This is a genomic window from Micromonospora sp. NPDC047527, assembly GCF_040643015.1.
Classification (GTDB): domain Bacteria; phylum Actinomycetota; class Actinomycetes; order Mycobacteriales; family Micromonosporaceae; genus Micromonospora.
This window is the reverse complement of the sequence record NZ_JBEYTK010000007.1, coordinates 93159-111891: the sequence shown is the minus strand read 5'-3', so window position 1 is coordinate 111891 and position 18733 is coordinate 93159. Positions and strand designations below refer to the sequence as shown.

Annotated in this window: 18 protein-coding genes; 8 read left to right on the top strand and 10 right to left on the bottom strand. The window is 72.5% G+C overall.

The annotated features are described in order from the left end of the window. Positions 1-26: 26 nt before the first annotated feature. Positions 27-944, bottom strand: coding sequence for a methylenetetrahydrofolate reductase [NAD(P)H] (gene metF / locus ABZ808_RS24990; RefSeq protein ID WP_357010928.1), 918 nt, complete (start codon positions 942-944; stop codon positions 27-29). Positions 945-1189: 245 nt separating this feature from the next. Between metF and ABZ808_RS24985 the strand changes: the two genes are divergently transcribed. Next, positions 1190-1573, top strand: coding sequence for a helix-turn-helix domain-containing protein (locus ABZ808_RS24985; protein ID WP_357010926.1), 384 nt, complete (start codon positions 1190-1192; stop codon positions 1571-1573). A gap of 9 nt (positions 1574-1582) precedes the next feature. Beyond that, positions 1583-2665: a polyprenyl synthetase family protein gene (locus ABZ808_RS24980; RefSeq protein ID WP_357010924.1), complete on the top strand. Its 1083-nt coding sequence runs from the start codon at positions 1583-1585 to the stop codon at positions 2663-2665. A gap of 71 nt (positions 2666-2736) precedes the next feature. On the opposite strand, the gene ABZ808_RS24975 is transcribed toward ABZ808_RS24980, so the two are convergent. Further along, on the bottom strand, positions 2737-3126 hold the full coding sequence (locus tag ABZ808_RS24975; protein ID WP_357010922.1) for an Rv2175c family DNA-binding protein: 390 nt from the start codon (positions 3124-3126) through the stop codon (positions 2737-2739). A 199-nt stretch (positions 3127-3325) separates the two neighbouring features. On the opposite strand from ABZ808_RS24975, the gene pknB reads away from it, so the two are divergent. Both pknB and ABZ808_RS24965 read left to right on the top strand, forming a co-directional pair. Continuing rightward, a complete protein-coding gene (gene pknB, locus ABZ808_RS24970; RefSeq protein WP_357010920.1) occupies positions 3326-5311 on the top strand; it encodes a Stk1 family PASTA domain-containing Ser/Thr kinase in 1986 nt (661 codons plus the stop codon). A 1-nt stretch (position 5312) separates the two neighbouring features. After that, positions 5313-6179: a deoxyribonuclease IV gene (locus ABZ808_RS24965; protein WP_357010918.1), complete on the top strand. Its 867-nt coding sequence runs from the start codon at positions 5313-5315 to the stop codon at positions 6177-6179. A gap of 159 nt (positions 6180-6338) precedes the next feature. Here ABZ808_RS24965 and ABZ808_RS24960 read toward each other — a convergent pair whose 3' ends face one another. From ABZ808_RS24960 to ABZ808_RS24945, 4 genes are all read right to left on the bottom strand, one after another. Beyond that, positions 6339-7370, bottom strand: coding sequence for a GntG family PLP-dependent aldolase (locus ABZ808_RS24960; RefSeq protein ID WP_357010916.1), 1032 nt, complete (start codon positions 7368-7370; stop codon positions 6339-6341). A gap of 70 nt (positions 7371-7440) precedes the next feature. Next, positions 7441-8847, bottom strand: coding sequence for a class II 3-deoxy-7-phosphoheptulonate synthase (locus ABZ808_RS24955; RefSeq protein ID WP_357010914.1), 1407 nt, complete (start codon positions 8845-8847; stop codon positions 7441-7443). Positions 8848-8935: 88 nt separating this feature from the next. Further along, positions 8936-9442: a nuclear transport factor 2 family protein gene (locus tag ABZ808_RS24950; protein WP_357010912.1), complete on the bottom strand. Its 507-nt coding sequence runs from the start codon at positions 9440-9442 to the stop codon at positions 8936-8938. A 178-nt stretch (positions 9443-9620) separates the two neighbouring features. After that, positions 9621-11246, bottom strand: coding sequence for a glycosyl hydrolase family 18 protein (locus ABZ808_RS24945; RefSeq protein ID WP_357010910.1), 1626 nt, complete (start codon positions 11244-11246; stop codon positions 9621-9623). Positions 11247-11447: 201 nt separating this feature from the next. Between ABZ808_RS24945 and ABZ808_RS24940 the strand changes: the two genes are divergently transcribed. Both ABZ808_RS24940 and ABZ808_RS24935 read left to right on the top strand, forming a co-directional pair. Further along, on the top strand, positions 11448-11939 hold the full coding sequence (locus tag ABZ808_RS24940) for a glutathione peroxidase (protein WP_357010908.1): 492 nt from the start codon (positions 11448-11450) through the stop codon (positions 11937-11939). A gap of 358 nt (positions 11940-12297) precedes the next feature. Then, positions 12298-12972, top strand: coding sequence for an NADPH-dependent F420 reductase (locus tag ABZ808_RS24935; protein ID WP_357010906.1), 675 nt, complete (start codon positions 12298-12300; stop codon positions 12970-12972). 28 nt (positions 12973-13000) lie between these two features. On the opposite strand, the gene ABZ808_RS24930 is transcribed toward ABZ808_RS24935, so the two are convergent. Next, positions 13001-14602, bottom strand: coding sequence for a glycosyltransferase 87 family protein (locus ABZ808_RS24930; protein WP_357010904.1), 1602 nt, complete (start codon positions 14600-14602; stop codon positions 13001-13003). A 213-nt stretch (positions 14603-14815) separates the two neighbouring features. Here ABZ808_RS24930 and ABZ808_RS24925 point away from each other — a divergent pair, with 213 nt between their 5' ends. Both ABZ808_RS24925 and ABZ808_RS24920 read left to right on the top strand, forming a co-directional pair. Then, a complete protein-coding gene (locus ABZ808_RS24925; RefSeq protein ID WP_357010902.1) occupies positions 14816-15664 on the top strand; it encodes a DUF4397 domain-containing protein in 849 nt (282 codons plus the stop codon). Then, a complete protein-coding gene (locus ABZ808_RS24920) occupies positions 15637-16308 on the top strand; it encodes a class F sortase (RefSeq protein ID WP_357010900.1) in 672 nt (223 codons plus the stop codon). The genes ABZ808_RS24925 and ABZ808_RS24920 overlap by 28 nt, the downstream gene beginning before the upstream one ends. A 12-nt stretch (positions 16309-16320) precedes the next feature. Here ABZ808_RS24920 and ABZ808_RS24915 read toward each other — a convergent pair whose 3' ends face one another. The 3 genes from ABZ808_RS24915 to ABZ808_RS24905 form a co-directional block, all read right to left on the bottom strand. Beyond that, positions 16321-16671, bottom strand: a complete 351-nt coding sequence (locus tag ABZ808_RS24915; RefSeq protein WP_357010898.1) for a DUF2203 domain-containing protein — start codon at positions 16669-16671, stop codon at positions 16321-16323. Between the two features lie 49 nt (positions 16672-16720). After that, positions 16721-17539 (bottom strand): pyrroline-5-carboxylate reductase, encoded by an 819-nt coding sequence (proC, locus tag ABZ808_RS24910; protein WP_357010896.1) that lies wholly within the window; start codon positions 17537-17539, stop codon positions 16721-16723. 74 nt (positions 17540-17613) lie between these two features. Next, positions 17614-18642, bottom strand: a complete 1029-nt coding sequence (locus tag ABZ808_RS24905; protein WP_053658323.1) for a 6-phosphofructokinase — start codon at positions 18640-18642, stop codon at positions 17614-17616. Between the last annotated feature and the right edge of the window lie 91 nt (positions 18643-18733).

The following is an 18733-nucleotide window of genomic DNA, read 5'->3' as shown; positions in this document are numbered from 1 at the left end:
AGCATCAGGTGTCGCGGACCCCGTGTTCACACCCGCGCGCCGGCCTTGAGGTTCTGCCAGACCTCGCGGGTCGCCGTGGACCGGTTGAGGGTGATGAAGTGGATCCCCGGCACGCCCTCGTCCAGCAGCCGGCGGCACATCTCGCTGGCCTGCTCGATGCCGAGCTGGCGGACCGCCTCCGGATCGTCGGCGACCCGCTCGAAGCGGGCCGCCAGCGCCGTCGGGAAGGGTGCCCCGGACAGCTGCACCGACCGCTCGATGGTGCGGATCTGGGTAACCGGCATCACCCCGGCCAGGATCGGGGTGTCGCAGCCGGCCGCGGCCACCCGGTCACGCAGCCGCAGGTAGTCGTCGGCGTCGAAGAACATCTGCGTGATCGCGAACTGGGCGCCGGCCCGGCACTTGCGGACGAAGTGCGCGGTGTCGCTGGCCACGTCGACCGAGCGGGGGTGCTTGTACGGAAAGGCCGCCACGCCCACGCTGAAGTCGCCGGAGTCGCGTACCAGGCGCACCAGGTCCTCGGCGTAGTCGACGCCCTCGGGATGCCGGACCCACTCGCCGCCCGGGTTGCCGGGCGGGTCACCGCGCACCGCCAGCACGTTGCGCACCCCCACCCCGGCGAGCCGGCCGATCACGTGCCGCAACTCGGCCACGGAGTGGTCGACGGCGGTCAGGTGGGCCATCGGCAGCAGGGTGGTTTCGGTGGCGATCCGCTCGGTCACCGCGACGGTGGTGTCCCGGGTCGAGCCGCCCGCCCCGTAGGTGATCGACACGAACGACGGGCGCAGCGACTCCAACTCGCGGATGGCCTGCCAGAGCAGCAGCTCTCCCGCCTCGGTCTTGGGCGGGAAGAACTCGAACGAGAAGGTCGGCTGACGGTCACGGATGAGCTCCCCGATCGCCGGCTGGGGATTGGGGAGGACCGAGGGAAGACCGAGCGCCACGTCCCCGACTCTAGCTGGCGGGGCCATCGACACCCAGGTGCTTCCCACCGCCTCCCACAGTTCGGCGGGCGCGTGCCGGTCCGGCGGGGGAAAGCCGTCGTACCCCCGGGGTAGGAAGGGGTGGCGCGGGAGGGGCGGCGGGGGCGGCCCGAGATCCGGCGCGGGGGTCGCACAGCCGAGAGTGGCGCCGGTCTCGTCCGTGGGCGGGCGGGTGCCGCCGCGCCGACGCCCCGCCGGGAGGCCCGATGACCTCGCCCACACCACCGCGCCCCACCCCGCTCGGGCCGCTCCTGGCCCGGTGCCGGCTCGCCCGGGGTTGGAGCCAGCAGCGCACCGCCGCCGAGTTGTGCGCCGCCGCCGGCGTGCCGACCCTGAGCAGGCACGAGGTGTCCCGGTGGGAGCGGCAACGACGCATACCGGGAGGGTTCTGGCTCGGCTGGCTCGCCGTCGTGCTGGACGTGCCGCTGGTGGTGCTCGCCGAGGCCGCCGCGAGCGCCCGACGAGCCGGTCCGGCGCGGGCCGCCGGGCCGGGCCGGGCCGGCACGGCGGGCACACGGCCGGGCGGGCGGGCCCGGTCCGCGCAAAACGGACCACGTGCCGGTACAACGCGGGCCGTGGCGACCCGCTAGCGTCGTGGCGTGACCCACGCTGCTCCCGTGTCCCCCGTCGACCGCGCCGACCTGCGGCAGCGGGTCGACAAGGCCCTCACTGAGTTCCTGGCCGGCCAGCGGGCGCGGCTGACCCGGGTGGACCAGGCCCTCAACCCGGTGGCGGAGGCCATCGAGGCGTTCGTGCTCGGCGGCGGCAAGCGCCTGCGGCCGGCCTTCGCGTACTGGGGGTTCCGGGGTGCCGGCGGGGTGGACTCCGACCAGGTCCTCACCGCCCTGGCCGCGCTGGAGTTCGTGCAGGCCAGCGCCCTGATCCACGACGACCTGATGGACCGCTCCGACACCCGCCGCGGTGAGCCGGCGGTGCACCGGCGGTTCGCCACCCAGCACCGGGCGGCCGGCTGGGGCGGTGACCCGGACGGGTTCGGTGACTCGGCCGCGATCCTGCTCGGCGACCTCTGCCTGGTGTGGTCCGACGAGCTGCTGCACTCCGCCGGTCTGGATCTACGGGCGGTGGCCCGTGCCCGGCCGGTCTTCGACGAGATGCGCACGGAGGTCACCGTCGGGCAGTACCTCGACGTGTTGACCCAGGTCACCGGGGACACGTCGGTGGAACGGGCCAGCAAGGTCGCCCGGTACAAGTCGGCGAAGTACACGGTCGAACGGCCGCTGCTGCTCGGCGCCGCGCTGGCCGACGCGACGGACGACGTACGGACAACCTACTCGGCGTACGGGCTGCCGTTGGGTGAGGCGTTCCAACTGCGCGACGACGTGCTGGGGGTCTTCGGCGACCCGGCGCAGACCGGCAAGCCGGCCGGGGACGACCTGCGCGAGGGCAAGCGCACCTACCTGGTGGCGGCGGCCCTGGAGGCCACCGACGACGCGGGCCGGGAGCTGCTGCTGAACCGGCTCGGCGACCCGGCCCTGGACGAGCAGGGGGTGACCCGGCTCCGCGAGCTGATCACCGCGAGCGGGGCACTGGCCCGCACCGAGCAACGGATCGTCACACTCACCGACACCGCGCTGGCGGCTCTCGCCGCCGTCGACCTCGACACCGAGGCCCGCCAGGCCCTGGTCGACCTGGCCATAGCCGCCACCCGCCGCACCGACTAACCCCCTCCGGTTGATCATGAGATTGCCGGCGCGGGTGCCGCCAACCTCATGATCAACGGGGATGAGAGGGGTCAGAAGCCGAGGGCTTGGGCTCGGCGTTTGACCTCGCGGGCCTGGTCGCCGGAGAGGGCGGCGGCCGGGGTGGCGCCGGGCAGGGTGTCGTCCGGCTCGTAGAGCCAGCGCAGCGCCGCCTCGTCGTCGTAGCCGTTGTCGGAGAGCAGGTTGAGCACGCCGGGCAGGTGCTTGCGCACCACATCGTTGGCCACCAGCTCCGCCGGCACCCGGCGGATGCCGTCGCGGCGGACCGCCAGCAGCTCCCGGTCGCGGATCATCTGGTGCACCTTGCTGATTGACACGTCGAGGCGCTCGGCGACGTCGGGCAGGGTGAGCCAGCCGGCCGGGTCGGTGGGGCCGGCGAGCTCGGGGCCGGGCACGGCCTCATCGGGTACGGGTTCGGTCACCCGATCACCCTGCCACGCCGCCGCCGCGGGGAGCCACCGGCACCCCGAACGGCCCGTCCGCGCCCGATCCGGGACCCGGGATGACCAGCGGATCAGGGCCGGACCGGGTGCCCCGACCTCGACGGGACGGCCCGGGTGTGACCCCGGCCTGTAGCATCCTGTTCAACCTTCGCCCCCTGGACACATAGACTCCCTGCCGATGGACACACAGGTCGCCGACACGTTGCTGGGCTCGCTGATCGACGGGCGCTACCGCATTCGCGGTCGCGTGGCCCGTGGCGGCATGGCGACCGTGTACACCGCAACCGACGAACGCCTTGAGCGCACCGTCGCTGTCAAGATCATTCACCCGACCCAGGCGTCCGAGGCGCGGGCCCGGATCGCCAACTTCGTGGCCCGGTTCACCGACGAGGCGAAGACCATCGCCCGGCTGACCCACCCGAACGTGGTGGCGGTCTACGACCAGGGCACCCACGCCGGCCTGCCATACCTGGTGATGGAGTACGTCCGCGGTCGCACGCTGCGCGACGTGCTGGCCGAGCGACGCCGACTCAACCCGGACGAGGCCCTGGCCATCGTCGAGCAGATGCTCGCCGCGATCGCCGCCGCGCACCGGGCCGGCCTGGTGCATCGCGACGTCAAGCCGGAGAACGTGCTGGTCGCCGAGGCACCCACCGGCGGCGTCGCCAACCTGGTCGACAGCGTCGTCAAGGTGGCCGACTTCGGGCTGGCCCGCGCCGTCGAGGCGAGCGCCGACGACGAGCAGGGCAACCAGTTGATGGCCACCGTGGCGTACGTCGCCCCGGAGCTGGTCACCGAGGGTCGGGCCGACCCGCGCACGGACGTCTACTCCGCCGGGATCGTGCTGTTCGAGATGCTCACCGGCCGGGTGCCCTACGACGGGGACCGCCCCGTGGACGTCGCCTGGCAGCACGTCGACCGCGACGTACCGGCGCCCTCGACGCTGGTGCCCGGCCTGCCGTCGGTCCTCGACGGCCTGGTTCAGCGGGCCACCCGGCGCGATCCCGACGCCCGGCCCGCCGACGCCGGGGCCCTGCTGGCCGAGGTGCAGTTCGCCCGGGACCAACTGGGCGACGTCAACAGCAGCACCGCCGTGATCCACCGGGTGGCCGACGAGACCCCGGTCTCCCAGCCGACGATGATGGTCGCCACGGTCCGCCCGGCCGAGCGTCCGGCCTGGGCCCGCCTGCCCGAGGGCGGTGGCCAGGGGCCGGGTCGACGGCGGGCCGCCCCGGAGCCGTCCGAGGGCCTGGGTGCCCGACTCGCCGCGCTGCGCAGCACGGTGATGGGCAACCCGCGGGGCCGGCTGGCCGTCGCGGCCGTGGTGGTGACGCTGGGGCTGGTGGCCGCGATCGGCGGCTGGTGGTTCGGTTCCGGCCGCTACACGGCCGCACCGCAACTGGTGAGCCTGAGCAAGGCCGACGCGCAGGCGCAGGCCGAGCGTGCCGGTCTGACCCTGGCGTACGGGGAGCCGCGCTTTGACGAGACGGCCCCGAAGGACAGCGTGCTGGAGCAGAGCCCCGCGTCGACCACCAAGATCGTCAAGGGTGGCGTGATCACCCTGACCCTCTCCCTCGGCCCGGAGCGCTTCCCGGTGCCGGACGTGATCGGCAAGGAGTACGAGCTGGCCGAGGCGGACCTGGTCAACGCGAAGCTGGTGGTGGCCAAGGGCACCGCCCGCTACGACGACACCCTGCCCGCCGGCGTCGTCCTGGACAGCAACCCGAAGGTCGGCGCCGAGGTCAAGCCGGGCACGAAGATCACCCTCATTCTGAGCCGTGGCCGGGCACCGGTGTCGGTGCCGAATCTGGTCGGCAAGAGCCTGACCGAGGCCCGTGCCACCCTGGCCGGGCTCGGCCTGGTGCCGGTGGAGACCCCCAAGGACTCCGACAAGCCCAAGGACGAGATCCTCGGCCAGAGCCCGGCCGACGGCACCGGCGTGGAGAAGGGCGCCCAGGTCAAGCTGGATGTCAGCAAGGGGCCGCCGCTGGTCGTCGTGCCCCGCGTCGTCGACCTGCCCTGCCAGCAGGCCAAGCAGGTGTTGGAGGGCCAGGGCTTCCCGGTGGCGGTCCAGTTCAACCCGAACGCCACCGTGCGCTTCCAGAACCCGGGCGAGAATTCGCAGGTGCCGCCGGGCACCCAGGTCACCATCGGGTGCCTCTGACATGCCGGTGACCCGTTCCCGCCCGGTCGGCGCGCACACCCCCACCTCCGGTGGGCTCGCCAGAGCCGCCCTGCCGTACCTCGACGCGACCGGCGCCGAGGTGGTGCAGGTCTACGTCTCCAACTCGCGGGGCTGGGCGTTACCCCCGGGCGATCCGACGCAGGACGCGCTGTTCCGCGACGGCTGCGCCGAGCGGGGCATCCCGGCGTTCATCCACGCCTCGCTGCTGGTCAACCTGGGCTCCCCCACGCCGGCCACGGTCGAGAAGTCGGCACAGACGCTGGCGCACGCGCTACGCCGGGGCGTGGCGATCGGTGCCCGTGCGGTGGTGTTCCACGCCGGCAGCTCGGTGGACGAGGGGTACGCCGAGACGGCGATGCGGCAGGTCCGCCAGGAACTGCTGCCCCTGCTCGACTGGGCCGCCGAGGCCGGCGGGCCGATGCTGCTGGTAGAGCCGAGCGCGGGCGGCGGCCGGTCGCTCGCCTCACGGGTCGAGCACCTCGGGCCCTACCTGGACGCGGTGGACCGGCACCCCATGCTCGGGGTCTGCTTCGACACCTGCCACGCCTGGGCCGCCGGGCACGACCTGGCCGCCGAGGGCGGCATGACGGCGACCCTGGACACGCTGGTGGCCACGGTGGGAGCGGACCGGCTGCGGTTGGTGCACGCCAACGACTCGAAGGATCTGTGCGGCTCCACCCGGGACCGGCACGAGAACATCGGCAAGGGCACCATCGGCGAGCCCGCCTTCGCCGAACTGATGGCCCACCCGGCCACCGCCGGCGTCCCGATGGTCGTGGAGACCCCCAGCGAAAAGCACGTAGGCCACACAGCCGACATCCAGACCCTAACCCGCCTGTCCCGCTAGCCCCCGACCCCGCCCCCACCCCAACTCCGCCCGTTGCTCCGCCCGTTGCTCCGCCCGTTGATCATGAAGTTATTGCCATGACACGCCGGCACTAGTGGCAATAACTTCATGATCAACAGGGAGGGGCGAGGGGGCGGCAGGGCGGGGGGTGGGGTGGGGTTAGGCGGCGGCCAGGATGCGGGGTAGGGCTTTTAGCGCTCGGTCCAGGCCTTCGTCGTCGAGGCCCAGGTGGGTTACCAGGCGGGCGGTGCGGGGGCCGAGCACTGAGATCAGCACACCCTCGGCCCGCGCGGCAGCGGCCAGGGCGCGGGCGTCCAGGGCGTGCTTGGTCAGATCCAGCGCGACCAGATTGGTACGGACCGTGGTGGCCAGCACACCGAACGGCGCGACCGCCTCGGCGAGCCGGGCCGCCCTCGCGTGATCGTCAGCCAGCCGGTCGACGTGGTGCGCGAGCGCGTACCGACCGGCGGCGGCGAGGATGCCGGCCTGACGCATGCCGCCGCCCATCCGCTTGCGGATCATCCGGGCCCGTTCGATCTTCTCCGCGCTGCCCACGACCAGCGAGCCGACCGGCGCACCGAGGCCCTTGGAGAGGCACACCGACAGCGTGTCGAAGAGCCGGCCGTACTCGATCAGCGGCACCCCGTCGGCGACGTGCGCGTGCCAGATCCGGGCGCCGTCGCAGTGCAGCGCTAGGCCCGCGTCGTCGGCGACCGCGCGCAGATCCCGCAGGGTGGCCAGCGGGATCACCCCACCCCCGCCGCGATTGTGGGTCTGCTCGACGGCGATCGCGCGGGTGGGGACGGCGAAGAAGCCGTCCGGCCGGATCATCCCGGCCACCACCTCCGGGTCGATGTCCGCGCCGACCGCAGGCCAGGTCCGCGAGGAGATGCCACCGTACGCGGCGGCGGCCCCGATCTCGTACGTGACCACGTGCGCGTCGGCGTCGCAGAGCAGCTCGTCGCCGGGAGACACCAGCAGTTGCAGGGCGATCTGGTTGGCCATCGACCCGCTCGGGGCGAACAGCGCCGCCTCGTGCCCGAACAGCGCGGCCACCTCGGCTTCGAGGGCGTTGACGGTCGGGTCCTCGCCGTAGACGTCGTCGCCGACCTCGGCGGTGGCCATCGCCTCCCGCATCCCGGCGGTGGGCCGGGTCACCGTGTCGGAGCGCAGGTCAACAAGATCAGCCACAGTCATCCCTTTCGACCGCCGGTTGCGGGTCGCTCATTCTTCTCGGCTGCCGACAGAGAAGTCCGCGGCCTCAGCCACGGAGCATCTCCGCCACGAGGAAGGCCAACTCCAGCGACTGCTGGGTGTTCAGTCGCGGGTCGCAGGCGGTCTCGTACCGGTCGGGCAGGTCGAGGTCCTCGATGCCCTGGGCGCCGCCGAGGCACTCGGTGACGTCCTCGCCGGTCAACTCGACGTGCAGGCCACCGGGGTGGGTCTCCAGGCCCCGGTGCACCTCGAAGTAGCCGAGCACCTCGTCGACGATGCGGTCGAAGTGCCGGGTCTTGTAGCCGTTGGACGACTCGTGGGTGTTGCCGTGCATCGGGTCGCACTGCCAGACCACCTTGGCGCCGGCGGCGGTCACCTTCGCCACGATCGGCGGCAGGGCGTCGCGTACCCGGTGGTTGCCCATCCGGCTGATCAGGGTGAGCCGGCCGGGGATGTTGTCCGGGTTGAGCTTCTCGCACAGCTCGATCGCCTCGTCCGGGGAGGTGGTCGGGCCGAGCTTGACGCCGATCGGGTTGGCGATCCGGGAGATGAAGTCGATGTGCGCGCCGGTGATCTGTCGGGTGCGCTCGCCGATCCACAGGAAGTGCCCGGAGAGCCCGTACGCCCGGCTGTCGGAGACCCGGGTGAGCGCCCGGTCGTACTCCAGGGCGAGGGCCTCGTGGGAGCAGTAGAGGGTGACGGTCCGCAGCGCCTCGTCGTCGGTCATCCCGCAGGCCCGGATGAAGGCCAGCGCTCGGTCGATCTCCCGGGCGATCGCCTCGTAGCGCTCCCCCGCCGGGGAGTTCTTCACGAAGCCCTTGTTCCAGTCGTGCACCGCGTGCAGGTCGGCGAGGCCACCGGCGAGGTACGCCCGCAGCATGTTCATCGCCGCCGCCGAGTTGGCGTACGCCCGGATCATGCGCTGCGGGTCGGCGACCCGGGCGACCGGGTCGGCCTCCAGCGAGTTGATCATGTCGCCGCGGTAGGCGGGCAGGCCACGGGCGTCGGTCGGCAGCGAGCGGGGCTTGGTGTACTGGCCGGCGACCCGGGCGACCTTGACCACCGGAAGCGACGCGCCGTAGGTGAGCACGATCGCCATCTGGAGCAGGGTGCGGGCATTGGCCAGCAGGTGGCTCTCGGTGTTGTCGGCGAAGGTCTCGGCGCAGTCACCGCCCTGGAGCAGGAACGCCTTGCCCTCACAGACGAGGGCCAGCTTCTGCCGGAGCTGGTCCACCTCGTAGGGCGCGACGACCGACGGCACGGTGTCGAGGACCTTGCAGACCTCGGCGACGGCGGCCGGGTCGGACCACGGCGGGACCTGCTCGCGGGGAAGCTCCCGCCATCGGTCCAGGCCGAGGGCGGCGTCCTCGGCGGAGTCCGCGGTCGGACGACTGGTCTGCAGACCCGGGTTACCAAACCCGGGATGGCTCAGCTGATGCCACTCATGGCGCATGACAGAAAGCGTACGGCGACCCCCGGTGCGGCCGAGCGCCGAGGGGGACGGTTCCGCACGTTGGGAGGTCGATCCCGGCGACCGCGAATCAGGACACGGGGGACGGAACGGCGCCCTGTGGCGTCGCGCCGGCGGCCGGTGCGCCGCCCGGCGCCTCTTCGGCGATGCACCAGTCGCCACCGTCACGGGTGACGGTGAACACCAACGGCCGGGTGATCTTGCTCTTGCCCGCGGTGACCGAGACCGACACGCTGACCTCCTGACCACGCGGCCCGGACCGGACGTCGGTGATCGTCGCCTCGGGCACCGTGAAGTGGTCGGCGAAGTCGCCGTTGGGGCCGGTGGCCGCGGCGTCGAAGCCGTCGTGCAGCAGCGCGCAGAGCTGACTCCGGCCGGCGGCGACGTCCTTGGCAGTCATCGCGTCGAGGTACGCCTGCACACGCTCGCGGGACCGCGTGGCCGCCTCCTCGGCGGGGGCCCGCTCGGGCTTGGCCGCCTCGTCCTCGTCGCCGCCCATCCCGCAACCGACCAGGGCGGCCGGGAGCAGGACGAGCCCGGCGGCGGTCGCCGCCAGCCTGCGGTGGATCGGGCGCATGACCACCTCCGTCGACGGGGATCGAGACGTGCCGAGCCGCGAGTCTGCCACATCCGGGCGGAACCGCCCAATGCCGGCGGCCCGGCCGACGCGTTGCGTCGACCGGGCCGCTTCGTCACGGGCGGGGAGAGACGGTGCGGTCCCTCCCCACCGTGTGGGTGGTGCGTCGGCCCTCGGCTCAGCCGAGACCGCCCTTGATGGCGCCGATGAGCTCACCGTTGCTGGTGTCACCGGAGAGTTCCCAGAAGAACGCGCCACCGAGGCCCTGGTTCTTCGCGTACGTCATCTTGCCGTTGATGGTCGACGGGGTGTCGTAGCTCCACCAGTTGCTGCCGCACTTGGCGTACGCGGTGCCAGCGATCGTGCCGGTGGTCGGGCAGGTGTTCTTGAGGACCTTGTAGTCCTCGATGCCGGCCTCGTAGGTGCCCGGTGCCGCGCCCGTGGCGCTGCCACCCGGTGCGGCCTGGGTGACCCCGGTCCAGCCCCGACCGTAGAAGCCGATGCCGAGCAGCAGCTTGTTGGCCGGTACGCCCTTGCTCTTGAGCTTCTGGATCGCGGCGTCGGAGTTGAAGCCCTGCTGCGGGATGCCGGTGTACGAGGTCAGCGGCGAGTGCGGGGCGGTCGGACCCTGGGCAGCGAAGGCACCGAAGTAGTCGTAGGTCATCGGCATCAGCCAGTTGAGGTTGCCGATGGCCCCGGCGTAGTCGGTAGCGTCGATCTTGCCGCCGTTACTGCCGTCCGCGGTGATGGCGGCGGTGACCAGGGCGTTGGAGCCGAACTTCGTCCGCAGCGCGCTGATCACGTTCTTGAACGCGTTCGGACCGCTGCTGTCACAGGTCAGGCCGCAGGCGTTCGGGTACTCCCAGTCGACGTCGATGCCGTCGAAGACGTCGGCCCAGCGCGGGTCCTCGACGAGGTTGTAGCAACTCTCGGCGAAGGCGGCCGGGTTCTGTGCGGCCTGGGTGAACCCGCCGGACCAGGTCCAGCCACCGAAGGACCAGATGACCTTGAGGTGCGGGTTCATCTGCTTGAGCTTGCGCAGTTGGTTGAAGCTGCCGCGCAGCGGCTGGTCCCACGTGTCGGCGACACCGTCGACGCTGTCCGCCGCCGTGTACGCCTTCTCGTAGTCGGCGTAGCTGTCACCGATCGAGCAGCGGCCACCGGTGGTGTTGCCGAAGGCGTACAGGATGTGGGTCAGCTTGGCGGCGGAGCCGCTGGTCTGGATGTTCTTGACGTGGTAGTTGCGGGCGTAGACGCCCCACTCGGCGAAGTAGCCGACGACCTTCTTGCCACCCGGCGGGGTGGTGGTCGGCGGTGGCGTGGTGGGCGGAGCGGTCGTGGGCGGCGCCGTGGTGGGTGGGGTGGTGGTCGGCGGTGCCGTGGTCGGCGGGGTGGTCGGGGTGCCGCCACCACACGGTGCGCCGTTGATGGTGCAGTTCAGCGGCGCCTTGTACGCGCCGGCGCCGTTGTAGCCCCAGTTGAACGAGGCGCCCGGGGCGAGCGCGCCGGCCCAACTCTTCTTGACCGCGACGTAGTGGTTGCCGCTGCTGGTCACGTCGGCGTCCCAGGCGCTGCTGATGGTGGTGCCCGACGGCAGGTCGAACTCGATGCGCCAAGTGCTGACGCTGGCGCTCGACCCGTTGGTGACGGTCACCCTCGTTTCGTGACCGGTCCCCCAGTCCTGCACCTTGGTGAACGTGGTGGTGACCGTGCCGGCGCCGAACGCGGTGGTCATCGGCACCGCTGCGACGGTCACGGCGACCACGGCACCGGCCCAGAGGGCCCGGCGGAGCGATCTTTTCATGAGGCGTCTCCCGAACTGTTAGGAAACTTTCCAAAAGAGATTGCTGAGACCGTACTCACGAGGTCATCACTTCGTCAAGATGTGCATGTTTCGATTTCCCTTGGTGCGTGGACTGCACTCGCCCGGCCCTCGCCGGATGCCCGCCGGCCCGCCGCCCGCCCTTCCCGGCGACCTCGATGCGCCGCGCGTAGCCTCGGGTCCATGACCGTCTTCGACATCCCGATCGACGCCCTCAACGGCGGCCCCGCCAACCTCGCCCAGTACCGGGGCCGCGCGCTGCTGGTGGTCAATGTCGCCTCCCGCTGCGGCCTCACCCCGCAGTACGCCGGGCTCCAGGCCCTCGCGGACACCTACGCCGAGCGCCTGGTGGTCCTCGGCGTGCCGTGCAACCAGTTCGCCGGGCAGGAGCCGGGCACCGCCGCCGAGATCAGCGACTTCTGCCAGGTCAACTACGGCGTCACCTTCCCGCTGACCGAGAAGGTCGACGTCAACGGATCGGACCGGCACCCGCTCTACGCCGCGCTGGTCGACACCCCGGACGCCGACGGGCACACCGGGGACGTCCGCTGGAACTTCGAGAAGTTCCTGGTGGCCCCCGACGGCACGGTCGCCGCCCGGTTCGCCCCGACGGTCGAACCCGACGCCGACGAGTTGCGCGCGGCCATCAACAAGGTGCTCCCCGCCGAGGTGTAACCAACCCTCCCGCTCGCGTCGATCATGGACTTGTGGTGCCCGGTATGCGATGTCTTGCCGGACTCCTCCCCCACCACAACTCCATGATCGACGCGAGCGGGGGGGGGCGGGGTGGGGCGCTCGTTACCGGACGGGTGGCACGTCACCGGGGAGCCGATTCTTGGCCAGCTCGGGCAGTACGTTGTGCTGGACCGGGTTGCGGCGCAGCCATGCGTCCGTGCTGGCGGTGAAGGTCGCGCGATCCTCGGCGAGGCAGCGCATTCCGAGGGCCTGTGGGGGACTGTCGACGCCCCGGCAACCGAATTACCCACCGCGCCGGTCGGGAATGTGTCACGGGTGGACGGAGTTGGGGACCAGCATGACAACTGTGGGACTGATCGGCAGTGGCAACATCGGCGGCACAGTGGCCCGGTTGGCGGTGGCCGCCGGCTACGACGTCGTGTTGAGCAACTCGCGGGGGCCCGAGACGCTCACCGGGCTGGTCGAGGAGTTGGGCGAGCACGCCAGCGCCGGCACGGCACAGGGCGCGGCGCAGGTCGGTGACCTGGTGGTGGTCAGCGTGCCGCTGAAGGCGTACCGGGCGGTGCCCGTCGAGCCGCTGACCGGCAAGGTCGTCATCGACACCAACAACTACTACCCGCAGCGTGACGGCACGATGCCGGAGCTGGACGCCGGCGAGATCACCAGCAGCGAACTGCTCCAGCAGCACCTGCCCGAGGCTCGGGTGGTCAAGGTCTTCAACAACATCTTCTTCAAGCACCTGGGTTCGCTGGCCCGGCCGGCCGGCGCGGCCGACCGCAGCGCCCTCGCCATCGCCGGTGACGACGCCGCCGCGAAGGCCGAGGTCACCGCCTTCCTGGACCGGATCGGCTACGACGCCGTGGACGCCGGGTCGCTGGACGAGGGGTGGCGCTACCAGCCGGACACCCCGGCCTACGGCACGCTCTACTCCGCCGACCCGGCCAACTGGGAACACCCGGCCCCGGCCGACGCCGAGAAGCTGCGTACCCTGCTGGCCGCCGCCACCCGCTGAGCAGCACCGCCGCCCTCCGTGTGACCGCCTACCGGGTGGTCGTGCGGAGGGCGGCGGCCAACTCCTCGTCGTAGCTGGCGATCGGCTGACCGTCCGAGGCGTACGCGACGAGCCGCCCCTGGGCCATGTTCGCCGACCGGAACGAGAACGTGCGCGTTCCCGGGTACGCGTCGAGCAGCGGGATGGCCCGGGGCGCCCCGCCCGGGGCCGAGTAGTACTCCAACCGGGCCACCTCCGGGGAGACCACGCCGTTGACCCGTACCTTGGTCTTCTCGGCGCGGGTGCCGAAGGTGACCGGCGCGTCGGTGGCGTAGGCGGCGCACTCGGCCGGGCCACGGCAGACGAAGAAGTATCGCGGGTTGACCACGTCGCCGAGGGTGTACGCCTTGAAGGTCGGGTCCGCTCCGGCGGGCAGCGGTTGCACGGCGAAGAACGCGAGCGCCACCGTGGCCGTGATGCCCACCCGCAGCCAGGCTCGGCCGGCGGCGGGTCGCCGGGTCGTCCGGGAGGCGGCCACCGCGACGCCCCCGAAGCCGGCCAGGCACAGCAGGCACACCCCGAGAGCGCGGGCGTTCTCGAACAGGAACTGCACGCCCGGCCGCACCGACACCGGGCTGAGGGCCGCGCCCAACGAGACGACCATCGTGCCGAGCAGCGCCGCCCCGGCTACCCGCCGGGTCACCCCGGACGCACCGATCAGCAGCATCGCGGCGAGCACCGGCCACACCTGGTGGTGGGTCCAGGACACCGGGGACGCGGCCACGGTGGCGCAGCCGACGAGCACCGCGCCGTGCGCCGGTCGGCCCTGCGTCGTCAACTGCCGGGCGCGCAGCAGCGCCACCGCGCAGATCAGCGCCACCAGGCCGGCCCAGAGCAGGGGCAGCGTCGACTCGTCGACGCCGACGCGCAGCAGCATCCCGTGCACGGACTGGTTGCCCAGCGAGGCCAGATTGCCGATCCGGGAGGTCTGCCGCACGGCCTCGGTCCAGTACGTCCAACTCTCCCCGGGCAGCACGATCGCGGCGAGCCCGGCGCAGGCCACGAACGTCGCCGCGGCACGACCGGCGTCGCGGTAGCGGCCCGTGGCGAGGAAATACACCACGAACAGCAGCGGCGTCAGCTTGATCGCCGCGGCAATCCCGACCAGCACCCCGCGCAGTCGGGGTGGGACGACGCCCATCCCGTCGAGCAGGGCCATCAGCACGATGAAGACGCTGACCTGGCCGAAGCGCAGGTTGCTCTGCACCGGCGCGGAGAGCATCAGCACCGTGGCCGCCACCGCCACGACGAGCGGGCGCCGGGACCGTCTGGTGGTCAACGCGACGCCGACCGACCCCGCGATGGCGACGACCGCCGCGCAGGTCGCCACCAGCCAGATCCCTTGCAGTACGCCCTCGCTGACGGCGGTGATCGGCCCCAGCACGAGCGCGGCGAACGGCGGATAGGTGAACGGGCCGCCGTTCGCCGCCACGTACCCGTACAGCGGTCGACCGGCGTGCAGATCGGACAGCGCGCCGTAGTAGATGTGCAGGTCGGAGAGGCGGTCCGGGCGCCGCAGCACGAGCACACAGGACACCAGCGCGACGACCACGAAGGCCGACCACGCCAGCGCCACCCGGCGATCCCGCATCGACCGATGATAATCGGGCGCGACGCCGCCAGCAGTCCCGTGCCCGCCCGGTGCGGGTAACGCGCCGAGCGACGGCGGCGGCAGCGGCGGCAGCGGCAGCGGCAGCGGCAGCGGCAAGAAACTTCGCGCGCACAACTTGCGCCGCAGTCCCGTACACGGGACTCTGTTTCCCTGGGTTGCTGCCCGCTCACCGAACGTGCCCCCGGAGGCCACATGCACACGCTCCGCACCGTGCCCCGCCGGCTGCTGGCCGGCGCTGGCGCGCTCCTGCTCGGCGCCACCCTCGCCGCCGCCGGCACGCCGACGGCGGCCAGCGCCAACACCGTCGGCTACGTCCGGCTCGCCCACCTCTCCCCCGATACCCCCGCCGTGGACGTCTACCTGGCCGCCCCCGACGCCGCGAAGCCGCAGGTCTTCCCCGGTGTCGGCTATGGCGTGGTCTCCGACTACCTGGCGCTGGCGCCCGGCCGCTACGCGGTGGCGATGCGCGAGGCCGGCACCCCCGCCAGCGAGCCCCCGGTGCTCACCACCGAGGTCGCGGTGAGCAGCGGCGAGGCGTACACGGTGGCCGGTGTGGGCCGCCACGCCGACCTGGGGCTGCGCGTGCTCCACGACGATCTCAGCGCGCCCACTCAGGGCCGGGCCAAGGTCCGCGTCGTGCAGGCGTCGGTGCGGACCCCGGTGCTCGACGTGGCCGCCGCCGACGGACCGATGATCGCCAACGGCGTGCAGTTCGCCACGACCACCGAGTACCAGCAGGTCGAGCCGGGTGCCTGGCGGCTGCGGCTGACCGGCGCCGGCGGGCCGAGCACCGACGCCGAGGTGCAGCTCACCGGAGGCGCGGTCTACTCACTGCTGGTGCTCGACGGCAAGCAGGGCGGTCTCACCGCCGAGCTGCGCCGCGACGCCGAGGGCGGCACCGTCGTACCCGCCGGTGGGGTGGACACCGGCGCGGGCGGCACCGCCGGGTTCGGCGCGTACCCCCTGGTGGCCGGCGGGTTGGCCGCGGCGGCCGCGGCCGCGAGCCTGCTGCTGTGGCGCCGGCGGCGCACCACCTGGTGAGCACCGGGTCCGCGATCCGACGGCACCGCGACCGTCGGGTGCCGCTGGTCGCGCTGGTCGCGGCCGGCGCGGCGGTCTGCCTGGCCGCCGGCACCGGGGTCGGGCTGGCCACCACCGGCCCACCGCCGCCCACCGCGAGCTGGCACCCCGGCTGCGCCGACGCCTGCCCGTCGGCGGCCGCCGGGCCCGCGTCACAGGGGCCACCCACGCGGGTACGCGTGCCACGCATCGGCGTCGACTCGCCGCTCACGGTGCTGGGGCTGGACGGCAGCGGCGCGTTGGTCCCGCCGGCCGACTTCGACACCGCCGGCTGGTACGGCGGCGGCCCGGCGCCCGGCGACACCGGCCCGGCGGTGCTCGCCGGGCACCTGGACTCGCGGCGCGGCCCGGCGGTCTTCGCCCGGCTCGGCGAGCTGCGCCCCGGCGACCGGGTGCAGGTGTGGCGCGGCGGGCGGTGGCTGTCGTTCCGGGTGACCGGGTCGCTGCGCACCCGCAAGGACGGGTTCCCCACGGCCACCGTCTACGGGCCGACGCCCGGCCCGGAGCTGCGCCTGGTCACCTGCGGGGGCGAGTTCGACCGGCGGCGCGGGCACTACCGGGACAATGTGGTGGTGTTCGCGGTGAGTGAGGCCGCCATCGGCTGAGCCGCCGTGGCGTCAGATTGGGCGGCGGCCGGCGAAGCCGCACTCGGCCCGGTGGTACCAGCGCACGTCGGAGTCGCCCTCCAGCCAGCACCAGAGCACGGCGCGGCCGGCCCGCTCGCCGGGGAAGTCGAGCAGCACCGGGGCGATGCCCTTGACCTGGATGTCGTGGGAGTGCAGCTCCTCGACGACGCCGTGCAGGCGGGCCTCCAGCCCCTTCACCTCGGCCATTCCGCCGAGCGCGCTGACCCCGTGGTCGGCCAGGTCGACGCGCAGCTCAGCCAGGTCGGCGCGGAGCCGGATCAACTCGTCGACACGCGGCTGCAGGGTGGCCACCAGGTGCCGGGCCTGGGCGAGTGTGAACACGCCCGCCAGTATGCGGCACGCACCCGTCGCGCACGGTCCCGCGCGGACGTCAGTCGGCCTGGGCGGCCAGCTCCCGGGCGCGGTCCCGGGCGGCCTCCAGAGCGGCGAGCAGCGCCGCCCGCACGCCGTGTTTCTCCAGCTCGCGGATCGCCGAGATGGTGGTGCCGGCCGGCGAGGTGACCGCCTCGCGCAGCTTCACCGGGTGCTCGCCGGAGTCGCGCAGCATCACGGCGGAGCCGATCGCGGTCTGCACGATCAGCTCGTGCGCCACCTGGCGCGGCAGCCCGAGCAGGATGCCGGCGTCGATCATGGCCTCGACCAGCAGGTAGAAGTAGGCCGGGCCGGAGCCGGAGAGCGCGGTGACCGCGTCCTGCTGTGACTCGGGCACCCGGATCGTCTGCCCGAGGGGCTTGAACATCTCCTCGGCCAGCGCCAGGTGCGCCCCGGTGGCGTACGTGCCCGCCGAGATGGCCGTCATCGCCTCGTCGACCAGCGCCGGGGTGTTGGTCATGACCCGGACCACCGGGGTGCCCTCGGGCAGCCGACGGTTGAAGAAGCTGCTGGGCAGCCCGGCGCAGAGTGAGATGACCAGCTTGTCGGCGGGCACCTTGGGGCCGATCTCGTCCAGCAGAGCGCCGGCGTCCTGCGGTTTGACCGAGACCGCGAGCACCGCCGCCTCGTCCACGGCGGTCAGGTTGTCGACCACCCGGACGCCGTAGCGGGCGGTCAACTCCTCGGCACGGGCCGGCCGGCGGGCGGTGGCCAGCAGGCGGTCCACCGGCCATCCGGAGCGCAGCAGCCCGGAGAGCATCAGCTCACCGATCTTGCCCGCGCCGATCACCGCGACCGTGTGCACCCCGGCTGACATCTCGGCCGTACTCCCCTCGCCTCGGGTCGCGGCGCGACGGACCCGTGGGCCCGCCGCGCCGCCGTAGGTGTTGATCAGCTGCCGAAGAAGACCTCAGCCTCGGCGTACCGCTCCAGCGGCACGGTCTTCAGCTCACGGGTGGCGTCGGCCAGCGGCACCCGGACGATGTCCGTGCTCTGCATCGCGACCATCTTGCCCCAGTCGCCCTCGTGGACCGCGTCGATGGCCTGCAGGCCGAGGCGGGTGGCGAGGACCCGGTCGAAGGCGGTCGGGGTGCCACCGCGCTGGATGTGACCCAGCACCACGGTGCGGGCCTCCTTGCCGGTCTTGGCCTCCAACTGCTCGGCCAGCCACTGGCCGATGCCGCCGAGGCGGACGTGGCCGAACGAGTCCAGCTCCTGGTTGGCGAGCACCATCTGGCCGTCGAGCGGCTGGGCGCCCTCGGCGACCACCACGATCGGGGCGTACTGGTGCTGGAAGCGCTTCTCGACGTAGCCGGCCACCTGGTCGACGTCGAACTGCCGCTCGGGCAGCAGGATCACGTTGGCGCCGCCGGCCAGGCCGGCGTGCAGGGCGATCCAGCCGGCGTGCCGGCCCATCACCTCGACGACCAGGGTGCGGTGGTGGCTCTCCGCGGTGGTGTGCAGCCGGTCGATGGCCTCCATCGCGATGTTGACCGCGGTGTCGAAGCCGAAGGTGTAGTCGGTGGCGCCCAGGTCGTTGTCGATCGTCTTCGGTACGCCGATGACGTGCACGCCCAGCTCGTAGAGCTTGGTGGCCACGCCCAGGGTGTCCTCGCCGCCGATCGCGATGAGCGCGTCGACGCCCTGGCTGGCGAGGTTGTCCTTGATCCGCTCGACGCCGTTCTCGATCTTGAACGGGTTCGTGCGGGACGAGCCGAGGATGGTGCCGCCGCGGGGCAGGATGCCGCGGACGTCCGCGATCTCCAGGGGACGGGACAGACCCTCCAGCGGGCCCTTCCAACCGTCCCGGAAGCCCACGAATTCGTGACCGTAAGTGGCGACGCCCTTGCGGACCACCGCCCGGATGACCGCGTTGAGACCTGGGCAGTCGCCGCCGCCGGTGAGCACGCCGATACGCATGATCCGCTCATCCTCCTGGAGCATCAGGTAAAGCCCGATTTGCCCCAGGATATGTGTCAGGTCAGACCATCGGCGCCGTTGCCGGCCCGGG

What these genes read in the sequence shown, in the direction of transcription:
- ABZ808_RS24985 (WP_357010926.1), top strand. Translation starts at nt 1,190, where the DNA reads ATGACCTCGCCCACACCACCGCGCCCCACCCCGCTCGGGCCGCTCCTG.
- pknB (WP_357010920.1), top strand. Translation starts at nt 3,326, where the DNA reads ATGGACACACAGGTCGCCGACACGTTGCTGGGCTCGCTGATCGACGGG.
- ABZ808_RS24965 (WP_357010918.1), top strand. Translation starts at nt 5,313, where the DNA reads ATGCCGGTGACCCGTTCCCGCCCGGTCGGCGCGCACACCCCCACCTCC.
- ABZ808_RS24955 (WP_357010914.1), bottom strand. Translation starts at nt 8,847, where the DNA reads ATGCGCCATGAGTGGCATCAGCTGAGCCATCCCGGGTTTGGTAACCCG.
- ABZ808_RS24950 (WP_357010912.1), bottom strand. Translation starts at nt 9,442, where the DNA reads ATGCGCCCGATCCACCGCAGGCTGGCGGCGACCGCCGCCGGGCTCGTC.
- ABZ808_RS24945 (WP_357010910.1), bottom strand. Translation starts at nt 11,246, where the DNA reads ATGAAAAGATCGCTCCGCCGGGCCCTCTGGGCCGGTGCCGTGGTCGCC.
- ABZ808_RS24940 (WP_357010908.1), top strand. Translation starts at nt 11,448, where the DNA reads ATGACCGTCTTCGACATCCCGATCGACGCCCTCAACGGCGGCCCCGCC.
- ABZ808_RS24935 (WP_357010906.1), top strand. Translation starts at nt 12,298, where the DNA reads ATGACAACTGTGGGACTGATCGGCAGTGGCAACATCGGCGGCACAGTG.
- ABZ808_RS24930 (WP_357010904.1), bottom strand. Translation starts at nt 14,602, where the DNA reads ATGCGGGATCGCCGGGTGGCGCTGGCGTGGTCGGCCTTCGTGGTCGTC.
- ABZ808_RS24925 (WP_357010902.1), top strand. Translation starts at nt 14,816, where the DNA reads ATGCACACGCTCCGCACCGTGCCCCGCCGGCTGCTGGCCGGCGCTGGC.
- proC (WP_357010896.1), bottom strand. Translation starts at nt 17,539, where the DNA reads ATGTCAGCCGGGGTGCACACGGTCGCGGTGATCGGCGCGGGCAAGATC.
- ABZ808_RS24905 (WP_053658323.1), bottom strand. Translation starts at nt 18,642, where the DNA reads ATGCGTATCGGCGTGCTCACCGGCGGCGGCGACTGCCCAGGTCTCAAC.